General features: G+C 68.5%; 11 protein-coding genes and 1 pseudogene. 11 read left to right on the top strand and 1 reads right to left on the bottom strand.

Annotated elements, in window-relative coordinates:
- The 6 genes and pseudogenes from FHY06_RS15160 to FHY06_RS15140 all read left to right on the top strand — a co-directional run.
- Window positions 1-2,839: pseudogene (locus tag FHY06_RS15160) on the top strand (YadA family autotransporter adhesin); the annotation flags it as partial.
- Window positions 2,822-3,232 (top strand): YadA-like family protein, encoded by a 411-nt coding sequence (locus tag FHY06_RS35155; protein ID WP_409327456.1) that lies wholly within the window; start codon window positions 2,822-2,824, stop codon window positions 3,230-3,232. The pseudogene FHY06_RS15160 and the gene FHY06_RS35155, both read left to right, overlap by 18 nt.
- Window positions 3,233-3,323: 91 nt before the next feature.
- Complete coding sequence (locus tag FHY06_RS15155; protein ID WP_184605651.1) at window positions 3,324-4,475, top strand: DUF2827 domain-containing protein; 1,152 nt, start codon at window positions 3,324-3,326, stop codon at window positions 4,473-4,475.
- Window positions 4,472-5,596, top strand: coding sequence for a DUF2827 domain-containing protein (locus FHY06_RS15150; protein WP_184605650.1), 1,125 nt, complete (start codon window positions 4,472-4,474; stop codon window positions 5,594-5,596). Before FHY06_RS15155 ends, FHY06_RS15150 begins: the two co-directional genes overlap by 4 nt.
- Before the next feature lie 8 nt (window positions 5,597-5,604).
- The gene (locus FHY06_RS15145; protein ID WP_132797192.1) at window positions 5,605-6,216 is read left to right on the top strand and encodes a hypothetical protein; all 612 of its coding nucleotides are present in this window, start codon (window positions 5,605-5,607) and stop codon (window positions 6,214-6,216) included.
- A 177-nt stretch (window positions 6,217-6,393) separates the two neighbouring features.
- The gene (locus FHY06_RS15140) at window positions 6,394-8,664 is read left to right on the top strand and encodes an acyl-CoA dehydrogenase (RefSeq protein ID WP_184605649.1); all 2,271 of its coding nucleotides are present in this window, start codon (window positions 6,394-6,396) and stop codon (window positions 8,662-8,664) included.
- Here FHY06_RS15140 and FHY06_RS15135 read toward each other — a convergent pair.
- On the bottom strand, window positions 8,558-9,415 hold the full coding sequence (locus FHY06_RS15135) for a helix-turn-helix domain-containing protein (RefSeq protein ID WP_184605648.1): 858 nt from the start codon (window positions 9,413-9,415) through the stop codon (window positions 8,558-8,560). The two genes, FHY06_RS15140 and FHY06_RS15135, sit on opposite strands and share 107 nt — an antisense overlap.
- Before the next feature lie 134 nt (window positions 9,416-9,549).
- Between FHY06_RS15135 and FHY06_RS15130 the strand changes: the two genes are divergently transcribed.
- From FHY06_RS15130 to efeO, 5 genes are all read left to right on the top strand, one after another.
- On the top strand, window positions 9,550-9,963 hold the full coding sequence (locus tag FHY06_RS15130) for a hypothetical protein (RefSeq protein ID WP_126185366.1): 414 nt from the start codon (window positions 9,550-9,552) through the stop codon (window positions 9,961-9,963).
- A gap of 196 nt (window positions 9,964-10,159) precedes the next feature.
- Window positions 10,160-13,027, top strand: a complete 2,868-nt coding sequence (locus FHY06_RS15125) for an aconitate hydratase (protein ID WP_126185367.1) — start codon at window positions 10,160-10,162, stop codon at window positions 13,025-13,027.
- Window positions 13,028-13,145: 118 nt separating this feature from the next.
- Entirely contained in the window at window positions 13,146-13,607 is a 462-nt protein-coding gene (locus FHY06_RS15120; RefSeq protein ID WP_184605647.1) for a metallophosphoesterase family protein, read from the top strand.
- 187 nt (window positions 13,608-13,794) lie between these two features.
- Complete coding sequence (efeU, locus tag FHY06_RS15115) at window positions 13,795-14,631, top strand: iron uptake transporter permease EfeU (RefSeq protein ID WP_184605646.1); 837 nt, start codon at window positions 13,795-13,797, stop codon at window positions 14,629-14,631.
- A gap of 8 nt (window positions 14,632-14,639) precedes the next feature.
- A complete protein-coding gene (gene efeO, locus FHY06_RS15110; protein ID WP_184605645.1) occupies window positions 14,640-15,830 on the top strand; it encodes an iron uptake system protein EfeO in 1,191 nt (396 codons plus the stop codon).
- Window positions 15,831-15,841 lie beyond the last annotated feature (11 nt).

The following is a 15,841-nucleotide window of genomic DNA, read 5'->3' as shown; positions in this document are numbered from 1 at the left end:
GGCGAGCCTGTCGACTTCGACGTCGACCGGCTTGAGCACTGCGACCAGCAACATCGGCAGCCTGTCGACGGGCCTCAGCACGACGAACAGCAGCGTCGCCAGCTTGTCGACTTCGACGTCGACCGGCCTGAGCACCGCGACCAGCAACATCGGCAGCTTGTCGACTGGGTTGAGCACAACCAACAGCAGCGTGGCGAGCCTGTCGACTTCGACGTCGACCGGCTTGAGCACTGCGACCAGCAACATCGGCAGCCTGTCGACGGGCCTCAGCACGACGAACAGCAGCGTGGCGAGCCTGTCGACTTCCACGTCGACCGGTCTGAGCACCGCGACCAGCAGCATCGGCAGCTTGTCGACGGGCCTCAGCACGACGAACAGCAGCGTCGCGAGCTTGTCGACTTCGACGTCGACCGGCTTGAGCACTGCGACCAGCAACATCGGCAGCCTGTCCACGGGTCTCAGCACGACGAACAGCAGCGTGGCGAGCCTGTCGACTTCCACGTCGACCGGTCTGAGCACCGCGACCAGCAGCATCGGCAGCTTGTCGACGGGTCTCAGCACGACGAACAGCAGCGTCGCGAGCTTGTCGACTTCGACGTCGACCGGTCTGAGCACCGCGACCAGCAGCATCGGCAGCTTGTCGACGGGCCTCAGCACAACGAACAGCAGCGTGGCGAGCCTGTCGACTTCCACGTCGACCGGTCTGAGCACCGCGACCAGCAGCATTGGCAGCCTGTCGACGGGCCTCAGCACGACGAACAGCAGCGTCGCGAGCCTGTCGACTTCGACGTCGACCGGTCTGAGCACTGCGACAAGCAGCATCGGCAGCCTGTCCACGGGTCTTAGTACAACCAACAGCAGTGTCGCGAGCCTGTCGACTTCGACGTCGACTGGCCTGAGCACCGCGACCAGCAGCATCGGCAGCCTGTCGACGGGCCTCAGCACGACCAACAGCAGCGTTGCGAGCCTGTCGACTTCCGCGTCCACCGGCATCAGCAGCCTCTCAACCGGCCTGAGCACGACCAACAGTGCGGTCGCCAGTCTGTCGACTTCTACCTCCACGGGCCTGAGTACGGCCACGAGCAGCATCGACAGCCTGTCCACGTCGACCTCGACGGGCCTGAGCACAGCGACCAGCGGCATCAACAGCTTGTCGACCGGGCTCAGCACGACCAACAGCAGCGTCGCCAGCCTGTCGACATCCACATCGACAGGCATCAGCAGCCTGTCGACCGGCCTGAGTACGACGAACAGCGGCTTGGCGAGTCTGTCGACCTCGACGTCCACTGGCTTGAGCACGGCGACCAGCAGCATCGGCAGCCTTTCGACCGGCCTGAGCACGACCAACAGCAGCCTGGCCAGCCTGTCGACCTCGACCTCCACGGGCCTGAGTACGGCCACGAGCAGCATCGACAGCCTGTCCACGTCGACCTCGACGGGCCTGAGCACTGCGACCAGCAGCATCGGCAGCCTCTCGACCGGCCTGAGCACGACCAACAGCAGCCTGGCCAGCCTGTCGACCTCGACCTCCACCGGCCTGAGCACCGCCACGAGCAGCATCGACAGCCTGTCCACGTCCACATCGACAGGGCTGAGCACTGCTACCAGCAGCATCGGCAGCCTGTCGACCGGGCTCAGCACCACGAACAGCAGCCTGGCGAGCCTGTCGACCTCCACGTCGACCGGCATCAGCAGCCTGTCGACGGGTCTCAGCACGGCGACGAGCAGCATCGACAGTCTTTCGACCTCGACCTCGACCGGCCTGAGCACTGCGACCAGCAGCATCGGCAGCCTTTCCACCGGGCTGAGCACCGTGTCGAGCACGGTCGACAGCCTGTCCACCGGCCTGAGCACCACGACGAGCAACATCGGCAGCCTGTCGACGGGCCTGAGTACGACGAACAGCAGCCTGGCCAGCCTGTCGACCTCGACCTCCACGGGCCTGAGCACGGCCACGAGCAGCATCGACAGCCTGTCGACTTCCACCTCGACGGGTCTGAGCACCGCAACCAGCGGCATCGGCAGCCTGTCGACCGGCCTGAGCACGACGAACAGCAGCGTCTCAAGCCTGTCGACCTCCACCTCGACCGGCCTGAGCACGGCGATCAGCGGCATCGGCAGCCTGTCGACGAGCCTGAGCACGACCAACGTCAACCTCAGCAGCCTGAGCACCTCGGTCGGCGACATCTACAACAACGGCACCAAGTATTTCCACGCCAAGTCGACGGCGGGCGACTCGGTGGCCAGCGGCCAGGAGGCGGTGGCGATCGGCCCGCAGTCGGTGGCCAGCGGTGCCAATTCCTTCGCCGCCGGCAACGGCGCGAAGGCGACTGCCGACGGCGCGGTGGCGGTGGGCTTCGGCGCACAGGCGACGGGCACCAACGCGATCGCCATCGGTTCGGGCGCCCTGGCCACGGGCTCGCAGGCCATCGGTGCCAATGCACGAGCGGGCGGCGGCGGCGTGGCCCTGGGCGACAACGCGGATGCCGGCGGCACGCCGCTGAGCCAGGCGCAGAACGTCTCCAAGGGCACGGCGATCGGCTTCGGCGCGGTCGTGCAGCAAAGCGGCGGCGTGGCGCTGGGCTCGGGCTCGGTGGCGTCCACCGCGGCGGGCATGGCCGGCTACGTGCCGGGCGGTGCGACGGCGCAGCAGGAGGCCGCGATCAGGGCCACCACCAGCACGCAGGCCGCGGTGTCGGTGGGCGATGCGGCCAACGGCCAGTACCGCCAGATCACCGGCGTGGCGGCGGGCACGGCCGACAGCGACGCGACCAACGTGGCCCAGCTGAAGGCGGCCTCGGCGGCTGCGAAGGCCAGCAGCGTGCAGTACGCGACCAACCCGGACGGCTCGGTCAACTACAACCAGATCACGCTGGGCGGCGGCCAGGCGCCGGGCGGCACGCGCATCAGCAACGTGGCGCCAGGCATCCTTCCGGGCGACGCGGTCAACGTGCAGCAGCTCAACCAGGTGCAGGGCCAGCTCGGCGACGTGGCGCGCATCGCCTACTCGGGCACGGCCATGGCGTTCGCGATGTCGGGCACCTACCTGCCGACGCTGTATCCGGGCGAGAAGACGGTGGGCGTTGGACTGGGCAGCTACAAGGGCTACAGCGCGGTGGCGCTGACCTTCAAGGCGCTGTCCGACGACGGCAAGATGTCGTGGGGCGCAGGCCTGACGACCACCGGCAAGGAGTGGGGCATCAACGCCGGCATCGGCTGGAAGTGGAAATAAGCCACTGAAAGGCCGCCGAACCGGCCCTCGGCCGGGCGGCTCCCGCGCTTCGCGGCGTGGGAGCCGTTCCTTTTGGTACACACTCCGCCTCATGCGCATCGGCATTTCAGTCCTTACCCATGCGGGGCAGAACATCTGGGAGAACGGAATGGGGCAGAACGTCCTGTTCCTGGCCCGGCTGCTGCAACGCATCGGCTTCGTCGAGTCCGTGACCCTCATCGACGCGGGTGACCAGCAGGCCATGCCGCCGCAGGTCGACATGGCCGCCATGGGCCTGGGCTTCGGCCGCGCCCGCGAGCTCACCGGCGCGCTCGACGTGGTCATCGAGATGGCCGGCGCGCTCGACGTCCAGTGGCTCTCCTACTTCCGCGCGTGCGGCGGCCGCGTGGTGTTCCATTGCGTGGGCCAGCCCTTCGCGGCGCTGGCCGAGCCCATCGTGTTCACCGACAAGGGCCACTTCAGCAGGCCCGACCGCTGCGACGAGGTGTGGCTGCTGCCCAAGGACGAGGCGTTCGCGCCCATGATGCGCACCATCCACCGCTGCCCGGTGCACGAGGTGCCGTACCTCTGGTCGCCGCAGTTCCTGGCCCAGCGCGTCGCCGAGGTCGACGCGGCGGGCTACCCCTTCGGCTACAGGCCGCGCACGGCTGAACAGCCGGGCTTCCGCGTGGCGATCTTCGAGCCCAACATCTCGGTGGTGAAGACCTGCAGCGTGCCGATGCTGATCTGCGATGGAGCGTACCGTGCCGACCCTTCCACGGTGGCCTCGATGCAGGTGCTCAACACCCTGCACCTGAAGGATCACCCGACCATGCTCTACCTGGCGAATTCGCTCGATCTCGTGCGCCAGCACAAGGCGACCTTCCACGGCCGCAACGACTTCGCGGGCTTCATGGTGCAGTTCGCCGACGCGGTGGTCTCGCACCAGTGGCAGAACGACCAGAACTACGGCTATCTCGACGCGCTCTACGGCAACTACCCGCTGGTGCACAACTCGCCCTGGCTGCGCGACGCCGGCTATTACTACCCCGACTTCGACATCGCCACCGGCGCGGCGCAGCTGCGCGAGGCCGTGCGATCGCACGACCGGCAGCTCGACGACTATCGCGCCCGCGCGCAGCGCGTGTTCCAGTCGGTCGATCCCTTCAGCCCCGCGAACATCGAGGGCTACGCGCAGCGGCTGCTGCACCTGGTGGGCGGCAACGCCGACTTCCGCGCCGATGCCGCGAGGGCTGCCGCATGATGCCGGCCAAGCTCAGGGTCGGCGTCTCCATCTTCATCCGCAAGGGCGAACAGAGCCTGTGGGAGAACGGCGTCTACCAGAACTGCCTGTTCCTCGTGATGCTGCTGCTGCGCTCGCCGCGCGTGGAGAGCGCGGTGCTGGTGGCCGGCGGCGGCGACGGCGGCCCGGCGGACGCCACCAGCTTCCTCGCCGATTCGCCGGTGCCCATCATCGACATGGCCACCGCGGGCCAGCAGCTCGACCTCATGATCGAGATGAGCGCCCAGCTCGCCATGCCGTGGTCGGTGGCCTTCCGGGAGCGCGGCGGCAGGATCGTCTCGATGCGCGTGGGCAACGACTACGTGATCGACATCGAGCGCATGATCTTCGACAAGCCGCACGGCCTGCTGATCTCCGGCGCGCCCTACGACGAGGTCTGGACGATTCCTGAGTACGAGGTGTCGTGCAAGCCCTATTTCGAGAGCACCTTCCGCGCGCCGGTGCGCCTCATGCCGCACCTGTGGAGCCCGATGGTGCTGGAGCGCGCCATGGCCCGCGCGCCGCAGAGTCCACCTTTCGCCTACGAGCCCGGCCGCAGGCAGTGGCGCGTGGCCATCTTCGAGCCCAACATCTGCATGGTGAAGACCAGCTTCATCCCGATGCTCGGCTGCGAGGCCGCGCACCGCGCGCAGCCCAGGCTCATCGAGAAGATGTGGGTCTACAACAGCTTCCACCTGAAGGACAAGCCGCTCTTCATCGGCTTCGCGCAGAGCCTGGACATCGTGCAGCACGGCCTGGCCACCTTCGAGGGACGCTTTCCGATGTTCCAGGTGATGCCCGGCAAGATCGACGCCGTGTTCGCGCACCACTGGGAGAACGCGCAGAACTATCTCTATTACGAGGCGCTGTACGGCGGCTATCCGCTGATCCACAACTCGCACCTTGTCGGAGACTGCGGCTACCGCTACCACGGCTTCGACTGCGAGGAGGGCGGACTCGCGCTGCGGCGCGCCTTCGCCGAGCACGACGCCGACCTGCCTGCCTACCGCGAGCGCGCGCGCCGCTTCATCGCAACCCTCGACCCCGAGGGCGAGGAGAACGTGCGCGTCTACACCGCCGCCATCGAGAACCTTTACGCATGAGGACCGGGATGAAGCCGACCCCACGATTCCCCCGCCTGCTCATCGCCGCCCTGGCATGGGCCGCCGCCGGTGCTGCGTTCGCCCAGGGCGTGCTGGTGCCGCAGGCGCCGCCCGCCGCGCCGCAGGACACGCTCACGCGCGCCGCCGCCAGCGTGGGCGTCAAGCGCTGCCTGCCGGCGATCACGCGGCTGTCCACGCTCACTGTGCAGGGCAGCCGCAGCCACGACGTGCTGCTCGACTGGGACCGCAAGCGTCCCGACGCCGGCCCGATGTTCTCGCTGATCGGCATGGAGTTTCCGAACGCGGGCGTGGCGGCGTCGATCACCGCGATTCCCGACGAAAGCGGTGCCTGCACAGTGTCGGCCGAGCGCATCTCGGTGGCGCCCTTCACCTGCGCAAGCGTCGGCCAGCAGGAACTGGCCAGCTACAAGATGACGCGGCTGCTGCCCAACTATGCCGTCTACACCGACGAGAAGGAGCCGACCTCGTCGGTCTCGCTGATCGACTCTCCGCCTGGTTGCCTGATCATCCGGCGCTACGTGGAATACGGCTGGCGCGATCCAGCGGCCGTGCCTGCCGCGGCCCCTGCCGCGGCGCCACAGCCTGCCCGGAAGAAGTAGGACGGCAGTACACACCTGCAAGCCAGGAGGCGCCCGTCTCCGACAAGCGGGGAGGCCCTTGGCCGTCCCCGGGCAAGGGCCGCAGGTTCGAAGAATGGTGCATGTCCGCGCCAATGCTGGATTTGCTGGATTGGATGAGTCGTGAATCCGCCGCGGACGCAAGGAAGGACACGCACCATGCCTCTGGCTTCATTCATCGGCCGCCGGGCCATGCAAGCTTTCTCGAAGGCGCTGCCGCCGCTGGGCGACACCGAGCGCGCGGCGCTGGAGGCCGGCACCGTCGGCTTCGAGGGACGGCTGTTCGCGGGACACCCTGACTTCGACGCGCTCTCAGCCATGGGCCCTAATCGCCTGAGCGAGCGCGAGCAGGCCTTTCTCGACAACGAGGTCCGCGAGTTGTGCCGCATGCTCGACGACCACGCCATCGACGAGGCCCGCGACCTGCCGCCCGAGGTATGGCGCTACCTGCGCGAGAAGCGCTTCTTCGGGATGATCATTCCCGAGGAGTTCGGCGGCCTCGGCTTCGGCCACCACGCGCATGCCACGGTGGTGGCGCGCATCGCCACCGTCAACGTGGCCACCGCCGTCACGGTCATGGTTCCCAACTCGCTGGGGCCGGCCGAGCTGCTGCTGCGCTACGGCACCAATACCCAGAAGGCCCACTACCTGCCGCGCCTGGCCGACGGCCGCGAACTGCCGTGCTTCGGCCTGACGTCGCCCTACGCGGGCTCCGATGCGGCCTCGATCCCCGACCGTGGCGTGTTGGTGGAGCGCGAAGTCGACGGGCACGGGGTGCGCGGCTTCCTGGTCGACTTCGACAAGCGCTACATCACGCTCGCGCCGGTCGCCACCGTGGTCGGGCTGGCCTTCCATGCCGTCGATGAAAGCCGGCCCGAAGGCGAGCGCGAACTGGGCATCACCTGTGCGCTGATCCCGGTGCCGCAGGCCGGCATGGAGATCGGCCGCCGCCACCGGCCGATGGACAGCGCCTTCATGAACGGACCGATCCACGGCCGCCAGGTGTTCGTGCCGATGGACTGGATCATCGGCGGCGAGCAGCAGGTCGGACAGGGCTGGCGCATGCTGATGGAATGCCTGGCCGCGGGCCGCGCGATATCGCTGCCGGCGCTGGGCTCGGCGATGCAGCAGACCGCGCTGTACGTGGCCAATGGCTACGGCCAGATCCGCGAGCAGTTCGGCATGCCGGTGGGCAGGTTCCACGCGGTCGCGGGGCTGGTCGCGCAGATATCGGCCGAGCTGTACGCGAGCGATGCGGCGCGGCGCTTCACGGCGGCCGCGCTCGACAAGGGCGAGCGGCCCAGCGTGGCGAGCGCCATCCTCAAGGTGCAGCTGACCGAGGCAGGGCGGCGCGCGGTGAACCACGGCATGGACATCCTCGGCGGCAAGGGCATCATCTCGGGCCCCTCCAATCTGCTGGGCGTGGCCTACAGGCAGGCGCCGATCGCGATCACCGTGGAGGGTGCCAACATCCTGACGCGCGCGCTGATCGTGTTCGGGCAGGGCGCGGTGCGATGCCATCCGCACGTGCTCGATGAGATGGCGGCAGTGCAGGCAGGGGACGAGACCGCGCTCGGCGAGGCGCTGATGGCGCACGGCAGGCACGTCGCGGTGAACCTGTGGCGCAGCCTGTTCGGCGCGCCGCTGGTCGGCTCGCCGCCCGACGATCTGGCGCACGAGGCGCGGCTCATCGCGCGCATGAGCGCCAAGTACGCGCTCACGGCCGACCTTGCGATGGGCCTGCTCGGCGGCAGCCTCAAGCGCATGGAGCTGCTCTCGGCGCGACTGGGCGACGTGCTCGCGCATCTCTACCTGGCGAGCGCCTGCGTGTGGCGCTATGGCGTGGAGCAGGCGCCGGAGATGCTGCCCTTCGCCAGGGCCGCGATCAGGCTGCAGATCGACGAGGCGGGCAGCATCCTGCGCGATCTGTACGCCAACCTTCCGACGCGAGGGCGCCGCCTGATCGGCGCGATGGTGCTGCGCCGCACCGCTCACCTGGCACCGCTGCGCGACGTGCAGCTGCTCGAGCTTGCCGAACTGCTGCGCAAGGACCCGCGCATCGTCGAGCGCCTGGCGCCCGACCTGAGCGAGCCCGCCGCGGGCGGCCTGCGCGACCTGATGCAGGCGATGGAACTGGGCGCGAAGCTCGGCGACGGCACCGCGGCGCTCAACAAGGTGCTGCGCCGCACGAACTCGCTCGAAGAGGCGGCGCGCTCTTCAACCGACCCCGAACTGGCGCTGGCCTACCTGAAGGCGGCCGACAAGGTCATCCAGGTGGACGACTTCGAAGGCCCGCCGCGCGACGGGGAGGGCAGGGCGGACTTCAGCGAGCTGGCTGCTGCTGTTGCTGTGCCGCCAGCGCCGCCAGTGCGGCCGCCGTCTGTTCGTCCGCCGGAAAGAACGATTCGACCGCGAGTTCCTGCAGCGTGACGTCCACCGGCGTGCCGAAGATTGTGGTGGTGCTGATGAAGCTCAGCACGCCGCTGGGCATCACCACCTGGAAGGGCACGGCCACCGCCGACAGCGCGGTGTCGATGACGGGCGCGTCGTGGCTCACGGAGGGCGCCGGATAGGCCTCGAGTTCGTCGTGCAATGACTGCAGCTCGGGGTCGCCCGTGGCGGCGATCTGCTGCTGCAGCCGCTCGAGCAGGTGCAAGCGCCACTGCGCCAGGTTGGCGATGCGCGGCGCCACGCCTTCGGGGTGCAGGCTCAGGCGCAGCACGTTGATCGGCGGCTTCAGCAGCTCGGGTGATGCGCCCTCCATCAGCAGCGGCACCAGCGCGTTGTGCGCCACCAGGTTCCAGTGGCGGTCGACGGCAAGTGCCGGAAAGGGCTCGTGGCCCTTCAGGACCATCTCGATGGCGCGGCGCGCGGAAGCCATCGCTGGGTCGTCGAGCGAGCGCTGCCTGTACATCGGCGCGAAGCCGGCGGCCACCAGCAGCGCGTTGCGCTCGCGCAGCGGAACTTCCAGCCGCTCGGCCAGGCGCAGCACCATCTCCCGGCTGGGGGCGGCGCGGCCGGTTTCCACATAGCTCAGGTGGCGGGTCGAGACCTCGGCTTCCTGCGCGAGGTCGAGCTGGCTCAGGCGGCGATGGGTGCGCCAATGCCGAAGGTGCGCGCCGAACGGATCGCGCGCGCCGGGCTGGCTGGCCTTGTTCGTGTGGGAGCGGGTGGTGTTCATGGGCCTGCATTCTGGCGCGGCGGTGGAGCGGCGCCATGACCTCCCAGGTCATCGACCCGATGCGCGCGGCCCGGAATCATCGACCCCAACGCGGCAGGACCGGCTTGCAGCGTAACCACCCAAGGAGAGATTCCATGTCCGTCTTCGCATCCCCCCGCTTCCTGCCCAACGTGATGTGGGCCGACGCCGTCTCCTGCGCCGCCACCGGCGCGCTGCAGGTGGCCTTCACCGGCGTGCTGGCTCGCCTGACCGGGCTGCCGGCACCGCTGCTCATGGGCACGGGCGTGTTCCTCCTGGCCTACGCGGCCGCCGCGGCCTTCATGGCGAGCCGCAGCACGCCGCCGCGCACGCTGATCGGGCTCGTGGTGGTCGGCAACTTCGGCTGGGCCGTGGCCTGCGTCGCGCTGCTGGTGAGCGGCATGTTCCCGGTGACGGCGGTTGGCGTGGCCTGGGTGCTGGCGCAGGCCGTGTGCGTGATCGTGCTGGCCGAGCTGCAGTGGACCGGACTGCGCCGCAGCCGTGGCGGCGCGAACATGGCCCTGGCCTGAAAGGCTCACGGAGCCTTGTTCGAGAAACACCGAGGATCCGGCTCTGCCGGTCCTCGGCCGTTGTCCCGGATCAGGGACGGGTGAAGCGACACGAAGTGCGCGCAGCCTGAGGGCGAGTCAAGTTTCCCGACTAAGCCTGTTGACATTGATCCCCGCTATCCTTGAGAGGCTTCCACGAACAAACAGGAGTCTCTCTATGGCCAAAGCCCCGGCGCATGCCTTTGCGTCCACCCTCAAGACCTTCAAGACCCCGTCGGGCAAGTCCGGCAAGTACTGGTCGCTGAAGGAGCTGGCCAAGCAATATCCCTCCGTCGATCGCCTCCCCGTCTCCATCCGCATCGTTCTGGAATCGGTGCTGCGCAACTGCGACGGGCAGAAGGTCACGGCCAAGCATGTCGAAGAACTGGCCCACTGGGCGCCGAACGCCGAGCGCGTCGACGAGATCCCCTTCGTCGTCACCCGCGTCGTGCTGCAGGACTTCACCGGCGTGCCCCTGCTGGCCGACCTGGCCGCCATGCGCAGCGTGGCCGGCAAGCTGGGCAAGTCGCCCAAGACCATCGAGCCGCTGGTGCCCGTCGACCTGGTGGTCGACCACTCGGTGATGGTCGACCACTACGGCACGCCCAAGGCGCTCGACCTGAACATGAAGCTGGAATTCCAGCGCAACAACGAGCGCTACCAGTTCATGAAGTGGGGCATGCAGGCCTTCGACACCTTCCGCGTGGTGCCGCCCGGTTTCGGCATCGTGCACCAGGTCAACCTCGAATACTTCGCGCGCGGCGTCTACAAGAGCCCGAACGACAAGGAAGACAAACCTACGTACTACCCCGACTCGCTGGTCGGCACCGACAGCCACACCACCATGATCAACGGCATCGGCGTGGTCGGCTGGGGTGTCGGCGGCATCGAGGCCGAGGCGGCCATGCTGGGCCAGCCGGTCTACATGCTGACGCCCGACGTGGTGGGCTTCGAGCTCACCGGCCAGCTGCGCGAAGGCGTCACCGCGACCGACCTGGTGCTTTACGTCACCTCGATCCTGCGCGCCGAGAAGGTGGTGGGCAAGTTCGTCGAGTTCTTCGGCCCCGGCGCAGCCTCCATCGCGGTGCCCGACCGCGCGACCATCGGCAACATGGCGCCCGAGTACGGCGCGACCATGGGCTTCTTCCCGGTCGACGAGATGACGGTGGCCTACTTCGAGGGCACCGGCCGCACCAAGGAAGAGGTCGAGCGCTTCGAGGCTTACTACAAGGCGCAGGGCCTGTTCGGCATGCCCAACCCGGGCGATATCGACTACACCAAGGTCGTCAGGCTCGACCTGAGCACCGTGTCGCCCAGCCTGGCCGGCCCGAAGCGCCCGCAGGACCGCATCGACCTGGGCCACCTCGCCACCAAGTTCTCGGAGCTCTACAGCAAGCCGAACGACGCCAACGGCTTCAACCAGCCGGCCGACAAGCTCAAGCTGCGCTATCAGCTCGCCGCCGCCGGCAAGAGCGGCGACGACGAAGCCGCCCCGCCGCCCGCGGGCGCGCCGCTGGACGTGGTCGAGATGGTGGCCAACCGCTCGACCAAGGCCGCTGCGCATGTGAGCGCCAGCGCGCCCGCTGCGCCAAAAGGAGCGGTCACCATCGGCAACGGCGACGTGCTGATCGCGGCCATCACCTCGTGCACCAACACCTCGAACCCCAGCGTGATGCTGGCCGCCGGCCTGCTCGCGAAGAAGGCGGTGGAGGCCGGCCTCAAGGTCAAGCCGCACGTGAAGACCTCGCTGGCCCCGGGCTCGCGCATCGTCACCGAATACCTCGAGAGGGCCGGCCTGCTGCCGTACCTCGAGAAGCTGGGCTTCTACCTCGCGGGCTACGGCTGCACCACCTGCATCGGCAACGCCGGCGACCTCACGCCCGAGATCAACGAGGCCATCGTCAAGAACGACCTCGTCGGCGCGGCCGTGCTCTCGGGCAACCGCAACTTCGAGGCGCGCATCCATCCGAACCTGAAGGCCAACTTCCTGGCATCGCCGCCGCTGGTGGTGGCCTTCGCCATCGCCGGCAACGTGATGGTCGACCTGATGACCGAGCCGGTGGGCAAGGGCAAGGGCGGCAAGGACGTGTACCTGGGCGACATCTGGCCGACCGCCAGGGAGATCGACGAGAACCTGCGCTACGCCATGAATGCCAAGTCGTTCCGTGCGAACTACGACAAGGTCAAGACCGACCCGGGCAAGTTCTGGAGCAGCATCAAGGGCACCACCGGGCAGGTGTACGACTGGCCCGAGTCGACCTACATCGCCGAGCCGCCGTTCTTCGAGGGCTTCAAGATGGAGCCGCATGCGTCGGACGCGGGCTTCAAGGGCGCGCGCATCATGGCGCTGTTCGGCGACTCGATCACCACCGACCACATCTCGCCGGCCGGCTCCATCAAGGAAAGCTCGCCCGCGGGCATCTGGCTGAAGGCGCACGGCGTCTCGAAGGCCGACTTCAACAGCTACGGCTCGCGCCGCGGCAACCACGACGTCATGATGCGCGGCACCTTCGCCAACGTGCGCATCAAGAACCTGATGATTCCGCCGGACGCCAACGGCACGCAGGAAGAAGGCGGCGTCACGCTGTTCCAGCCCTCGGGCGAGAAGATGTTCATCTACGACGCGGCGATGAAGTACATCGCCCAGAACACGCCCACGGTGGTGTTCGGCGGCGAGGAATACGGCACCGGCTCGTCGCGCGACTGGGCCGCCAAGGGCACGCAGCTGCTGGGCATCAAGGCCGTGGTGGCACGCAGCTTCGAGCGCATCCACCGCGCCAACCTGGTCGGCATGGGCGTGCTGCCGCTGCAGTTCCGCGGCGCCGATTCATGGCAGACGCTGGGCCTCACCGGCAAGGAGCAGATCGACGTGGTGATCGGCAGCGAGCTGAAGCCGCAGATGGACGTGAAGCTGGTGGTGCACCGCGCCGACGGCACGCACCAGGAGGTGACGGTGCGCCTGCGCATCGACACGCCGATCGAGGTCGACTACTACAAGCACGGCGGCATCCTGCCCTTCGTGCTGCGGCAGCTGCTGGCTGCCTGAACCCAGCCGAGCGAGGCGGCGGAAACCGGCCCGGCTCGACTTGCTGCCGGCGGCGTCGAGCCGCCGCGCAAGGCGGTCGAGTACGGGGCCGGTCTTCTCGCCCGCGCTCCTTCCTCCCATGCTTCGCATCGGCCTGATCTCCGACACCCACGGACTGCTGCGGCCCGAGGCGCTCTCCTTCCTGGAGGGCAGCGACTTCATCGTCCATGGCGGCGACATCGGCAACGCCGCCATCCTCGAGACGCTGGCGCGCATCGCGCCGTTGACGGTCGTGCGGGGCAACAACGACCGCGAAGCCTGGGCCGATCGCATCGCGGAAACCGAACTGGTGAAGTTCGGCGGCGTGTGCGTCTACGCCATCCACGACCTCGCGCAGATCGACATCGACCCGCGCGCGGACGGCGTGCGCGTGGTGGTCTCGGGCCATTCGCACAAGCCGAAGGTGGAGGAGCGCGACGGCGTGCTCTACGTCAACCCAGGCAGCGCGGGTCCGCGGCGCTTCAGGCTGCCGATCTCCGTGGCGGAGTTGCGCATCGATGGCGGCGCGGTCAGCGCCCACGTCGTCGAACTGGCTTCCTGATGCCGCTGCCCCGACGCGGGGCAATCATTACCATTCGGCAAGAAAAGCCCACAGATGAGAATGTTTCTTATTTGATGCGCTATGCTCGGACGCTCCTCCGTGGAGCCAGAAGCAAAGGCAAACGCAGACTCGCGCGCTGACCCATGCCGGCTCCGGAGAGCTTCAACCGCCTCCATTTCCGAAGCCGATGCTCATTCCATTCCTCATCATGCTGCGCGAAGGCATCGAAGCCGCGCTGATCGTCGGCATCGTTGCCAGCTACCTCAAGCAGAGCGGGCGCGGCGCGCTGATGCCCGCGGTGTGGGTCGGCGTGCTGCTGGCCACGGCGCTCTCACTGTTCGCGGGCGCCGGCCTGCAGCTGCTGGCGGCTGAATTCCCGCAGAAGCAGCAGGAGCTGTTCGAAGGCGTCGTCGGCCTGATCGCGGTGGTCATGCTGACCTCGATGGTGTTCTGGATGCGCAAGGCCGCGCGGTCCATCAAGGGCGAACTGCAGGCTTCCATCGACAAGGCGCTGGGCAGGGGCGCGGACGGGCAGGGCTGGGCGCTGATCGGCATGGTGTTCCTCGCCGTGGCGCGCGAGGGGCTGGAGTCGGTGTTCTTCCTGCTGGCCGTGTTCCAGCAGAGCAGCGGCTGGGAGGCGCCGGTGGGCGCGCTCGCGGGCATCGCCGTGTCGGTGGCGATCGGCTGGGGGCTCTATTCGGGCGGCGTGCGGCTCGACCTGAGGCGCTTCTTCCGCTTCACCGGCCTCTTCATTCTCCTGGTGGCCGCGGGCCTGCTCGCCGGCGTGCTGCGCAAGCTGCACGAGGGCGGCGTGTGGAACCACCTTCAGACGGTGGTGTTCGACATGAGCGCCACGCTGCCGATGGACAGCCCCCTGGGGGCGGTGCTCTCGGGCCTGCTGGGCTACCAGGCCGCGCCCGTGGTGGGCGAGGTCGTCGTGTACCTGGCCTTCCTGGCGGTCTCCCTGTTCTTCTTCCTGCGCTCGGGCGCTGCGCCTGCGCCTCGTACGGCCGCGGCCCGCTGAAACCTGCAATGTCTTCCTCCTCTCCCGACAACAAACCCCCTTCTTCGAACCTGATGCGCGTGGCGGTGGCCGCGTCGGCCCTGCTGGCGGTCGCCGGCCTCGCGGCCTTCTGGTACGCCTCCGGCGAAGCGAAGAAGGCGCCGGCCAAGGCGGCCGACAGCGCCGTCACCGTCACCATCCAGGGCAACGCCTGCGAGCCCAACGAGATCACGGTGCCCGCGGGGCGCACCACCTTCACCATCGTCAACAAGTCCAACCGCGCGCTCGAGTGGGAAATTCTCGACGGCGTGATGGTGGTGGAGGAGCGCGAGAACATCGCGCCGGGCTTCTCGCAGACCATGACGGTCAAGCTGCAGCCGGGCGAGTTCGCGATCACCTGCGGGCTGCTGAGCAACCCGCGCGGCAAGCTGCGCGTGACGCCCTCTGCCGCCTCCGAGGCGGAGGCCGCGCGGCCCTCGCTGGTCAACTACGTGGGCGCGCTGGCCGAGTACCAGACCTTCCTGCGCCTGGAGGCCGGCTCGCTCGACGATGCGGTGCGTGCCCTGGCCGACGCCATCAAGGCCGGCGACCTGCAGCAGGCGAGGGCGCTCTACGTGCCTGCGCACCAGGCCTACAAGCGCATCGAGCCGATGGCGGAGCTCTTCGCCGACCTCGACACCCGCATCAATGCGCGCGCCGACTACTTCGAGAAGCGCGAGGCCGACCCGGGCTTCAGCGGCTTCCACCGCATCGAGTACGCGCTGTACGGCCAGAACGACACGAAGGGCCTCGCGCCCGTCGCCGACAGGCTGATCGCCGACATCGGCGTGCTCAAGGAGCGGCTGCGCGGCCTGAACGTGCCGCCCGAGCGGCTCGCCGGTTCCGCGTCGAAGCTGCTGCGCCGCGTGGCCGACAACCTGCCGGCGGGCGGCGAGGACCACTACGGCCACGCCGAGGCGGCGAACCTGCAGGGCACCTACGAAGGCACGAAGAAGATCGCCGACCTGCTGCAGCCGCTGCTCGTGAAGGCGGCGCCCGCGCTGCAGAAGAGCGTGGACGAGCGCTTCGCGGCCCTCGATGCCGCGCTGGCGCCTTACCGCGATGGCGACGGCTTCAAGCCCGCGCCGCTCGACGAGGCGCAGCGCAAGGCAATGGCCGAGACCGTGCGCGCGCTGGCCGAGGAACTCGGCAAGGTGAATGCCGCGCTCGGCCTGGAATGAGTCAGTTGAGA

It is taken from the genome of Variovorax atrisoli (assembly GCF_014195185.1).
Taxonomy (GTDB): domain Bacteria; phylum Pseudomonadota; class Gammaproteobacteria; order Burkholderiales; family Burkholderiaceae_C; genus Variovorax; species Variovorax atrisoli.
This window is presented reverse-complemented; position numbering and strand designations above follow the sequence as displayed.

What these genes read in the sequence shown, in the direction of transcription:
- efeU (WP_184605646.1), top strand. Translation starts at nt 13,795, where the DNA reads ATGCTCATTCCATTCCTCATCATGCTGCGCGAAGGCATCGAAGCCGCG.
- FHY06_RS15135 (WP_184605648.1), bottom strand. Translation starts at nt 9,415, where the DNA reads ATGAACACCACCCGCTCCCACACGAACAAGGCCAGCCAGCCCGGCGCG.
- FHY06_RS15120 (WP_184605647.1), top strand. Translation starts at nt 13,146, where the DNA reads ATGCTTCGCATCGGCCTGATCTCCGACACCCACGGACTGCTGCGGCCC.
- FHY06_RS15145 (WP_132797192.1), top strand. Translation starts at nt 5,605, where the DNA reads ATGAAGCCGACCCCACGATTCCCCCGCCTGCTCATCGCCGCCCTGGCA.
- FHY06_RS15130 (WP_126185366.1), top strand. Translation starts at nt 9,550, where the DNA reads ATGTCCGTCTTCGCATCCCCCCGCTTCCTGCCCAACGTGATGTGGGCC.
- efeO (WP_184605645.1), top strand. Translation starts at nt 14,640, where the DNA reads ATGTCTTCCTCCTCTCCCGACAACAAACCCCCTTCTTCGAACCTGATG.
- FHY06_RS15155 (WP_184605651.1), top strand. Translation starts at nt 3,324, where the DNA reads ATGCGCATCGGCATTTCAGTCCTTACCCATGCGGGGCAGAACATCTGG.
- FHY06_RS15150 (WP_184605650.1), top strand. Translation starts at nt 4,472, where the DNA reads ATGATGCCGGCCAAGCTCAGGGTCGGCGTCTCCATCTTCATCCGCAAG.
- FHY06_RS15125 (WP_126185367.1), top strand. Translation starts at nt 10,160, where the DNA reads ATGGCCAAAGCCCCGGCGCATGCCTTTGCGTCCACCCTCAAGACCTTC.
- FHY06_RS15140 (WP_184605649.1), top strand. Translation starts at nt 6,394, where the DNA reads ATGCCTCTGGCTTCATTCATCGGCCGCCGGGCCATGCAAGCTTTCTCG.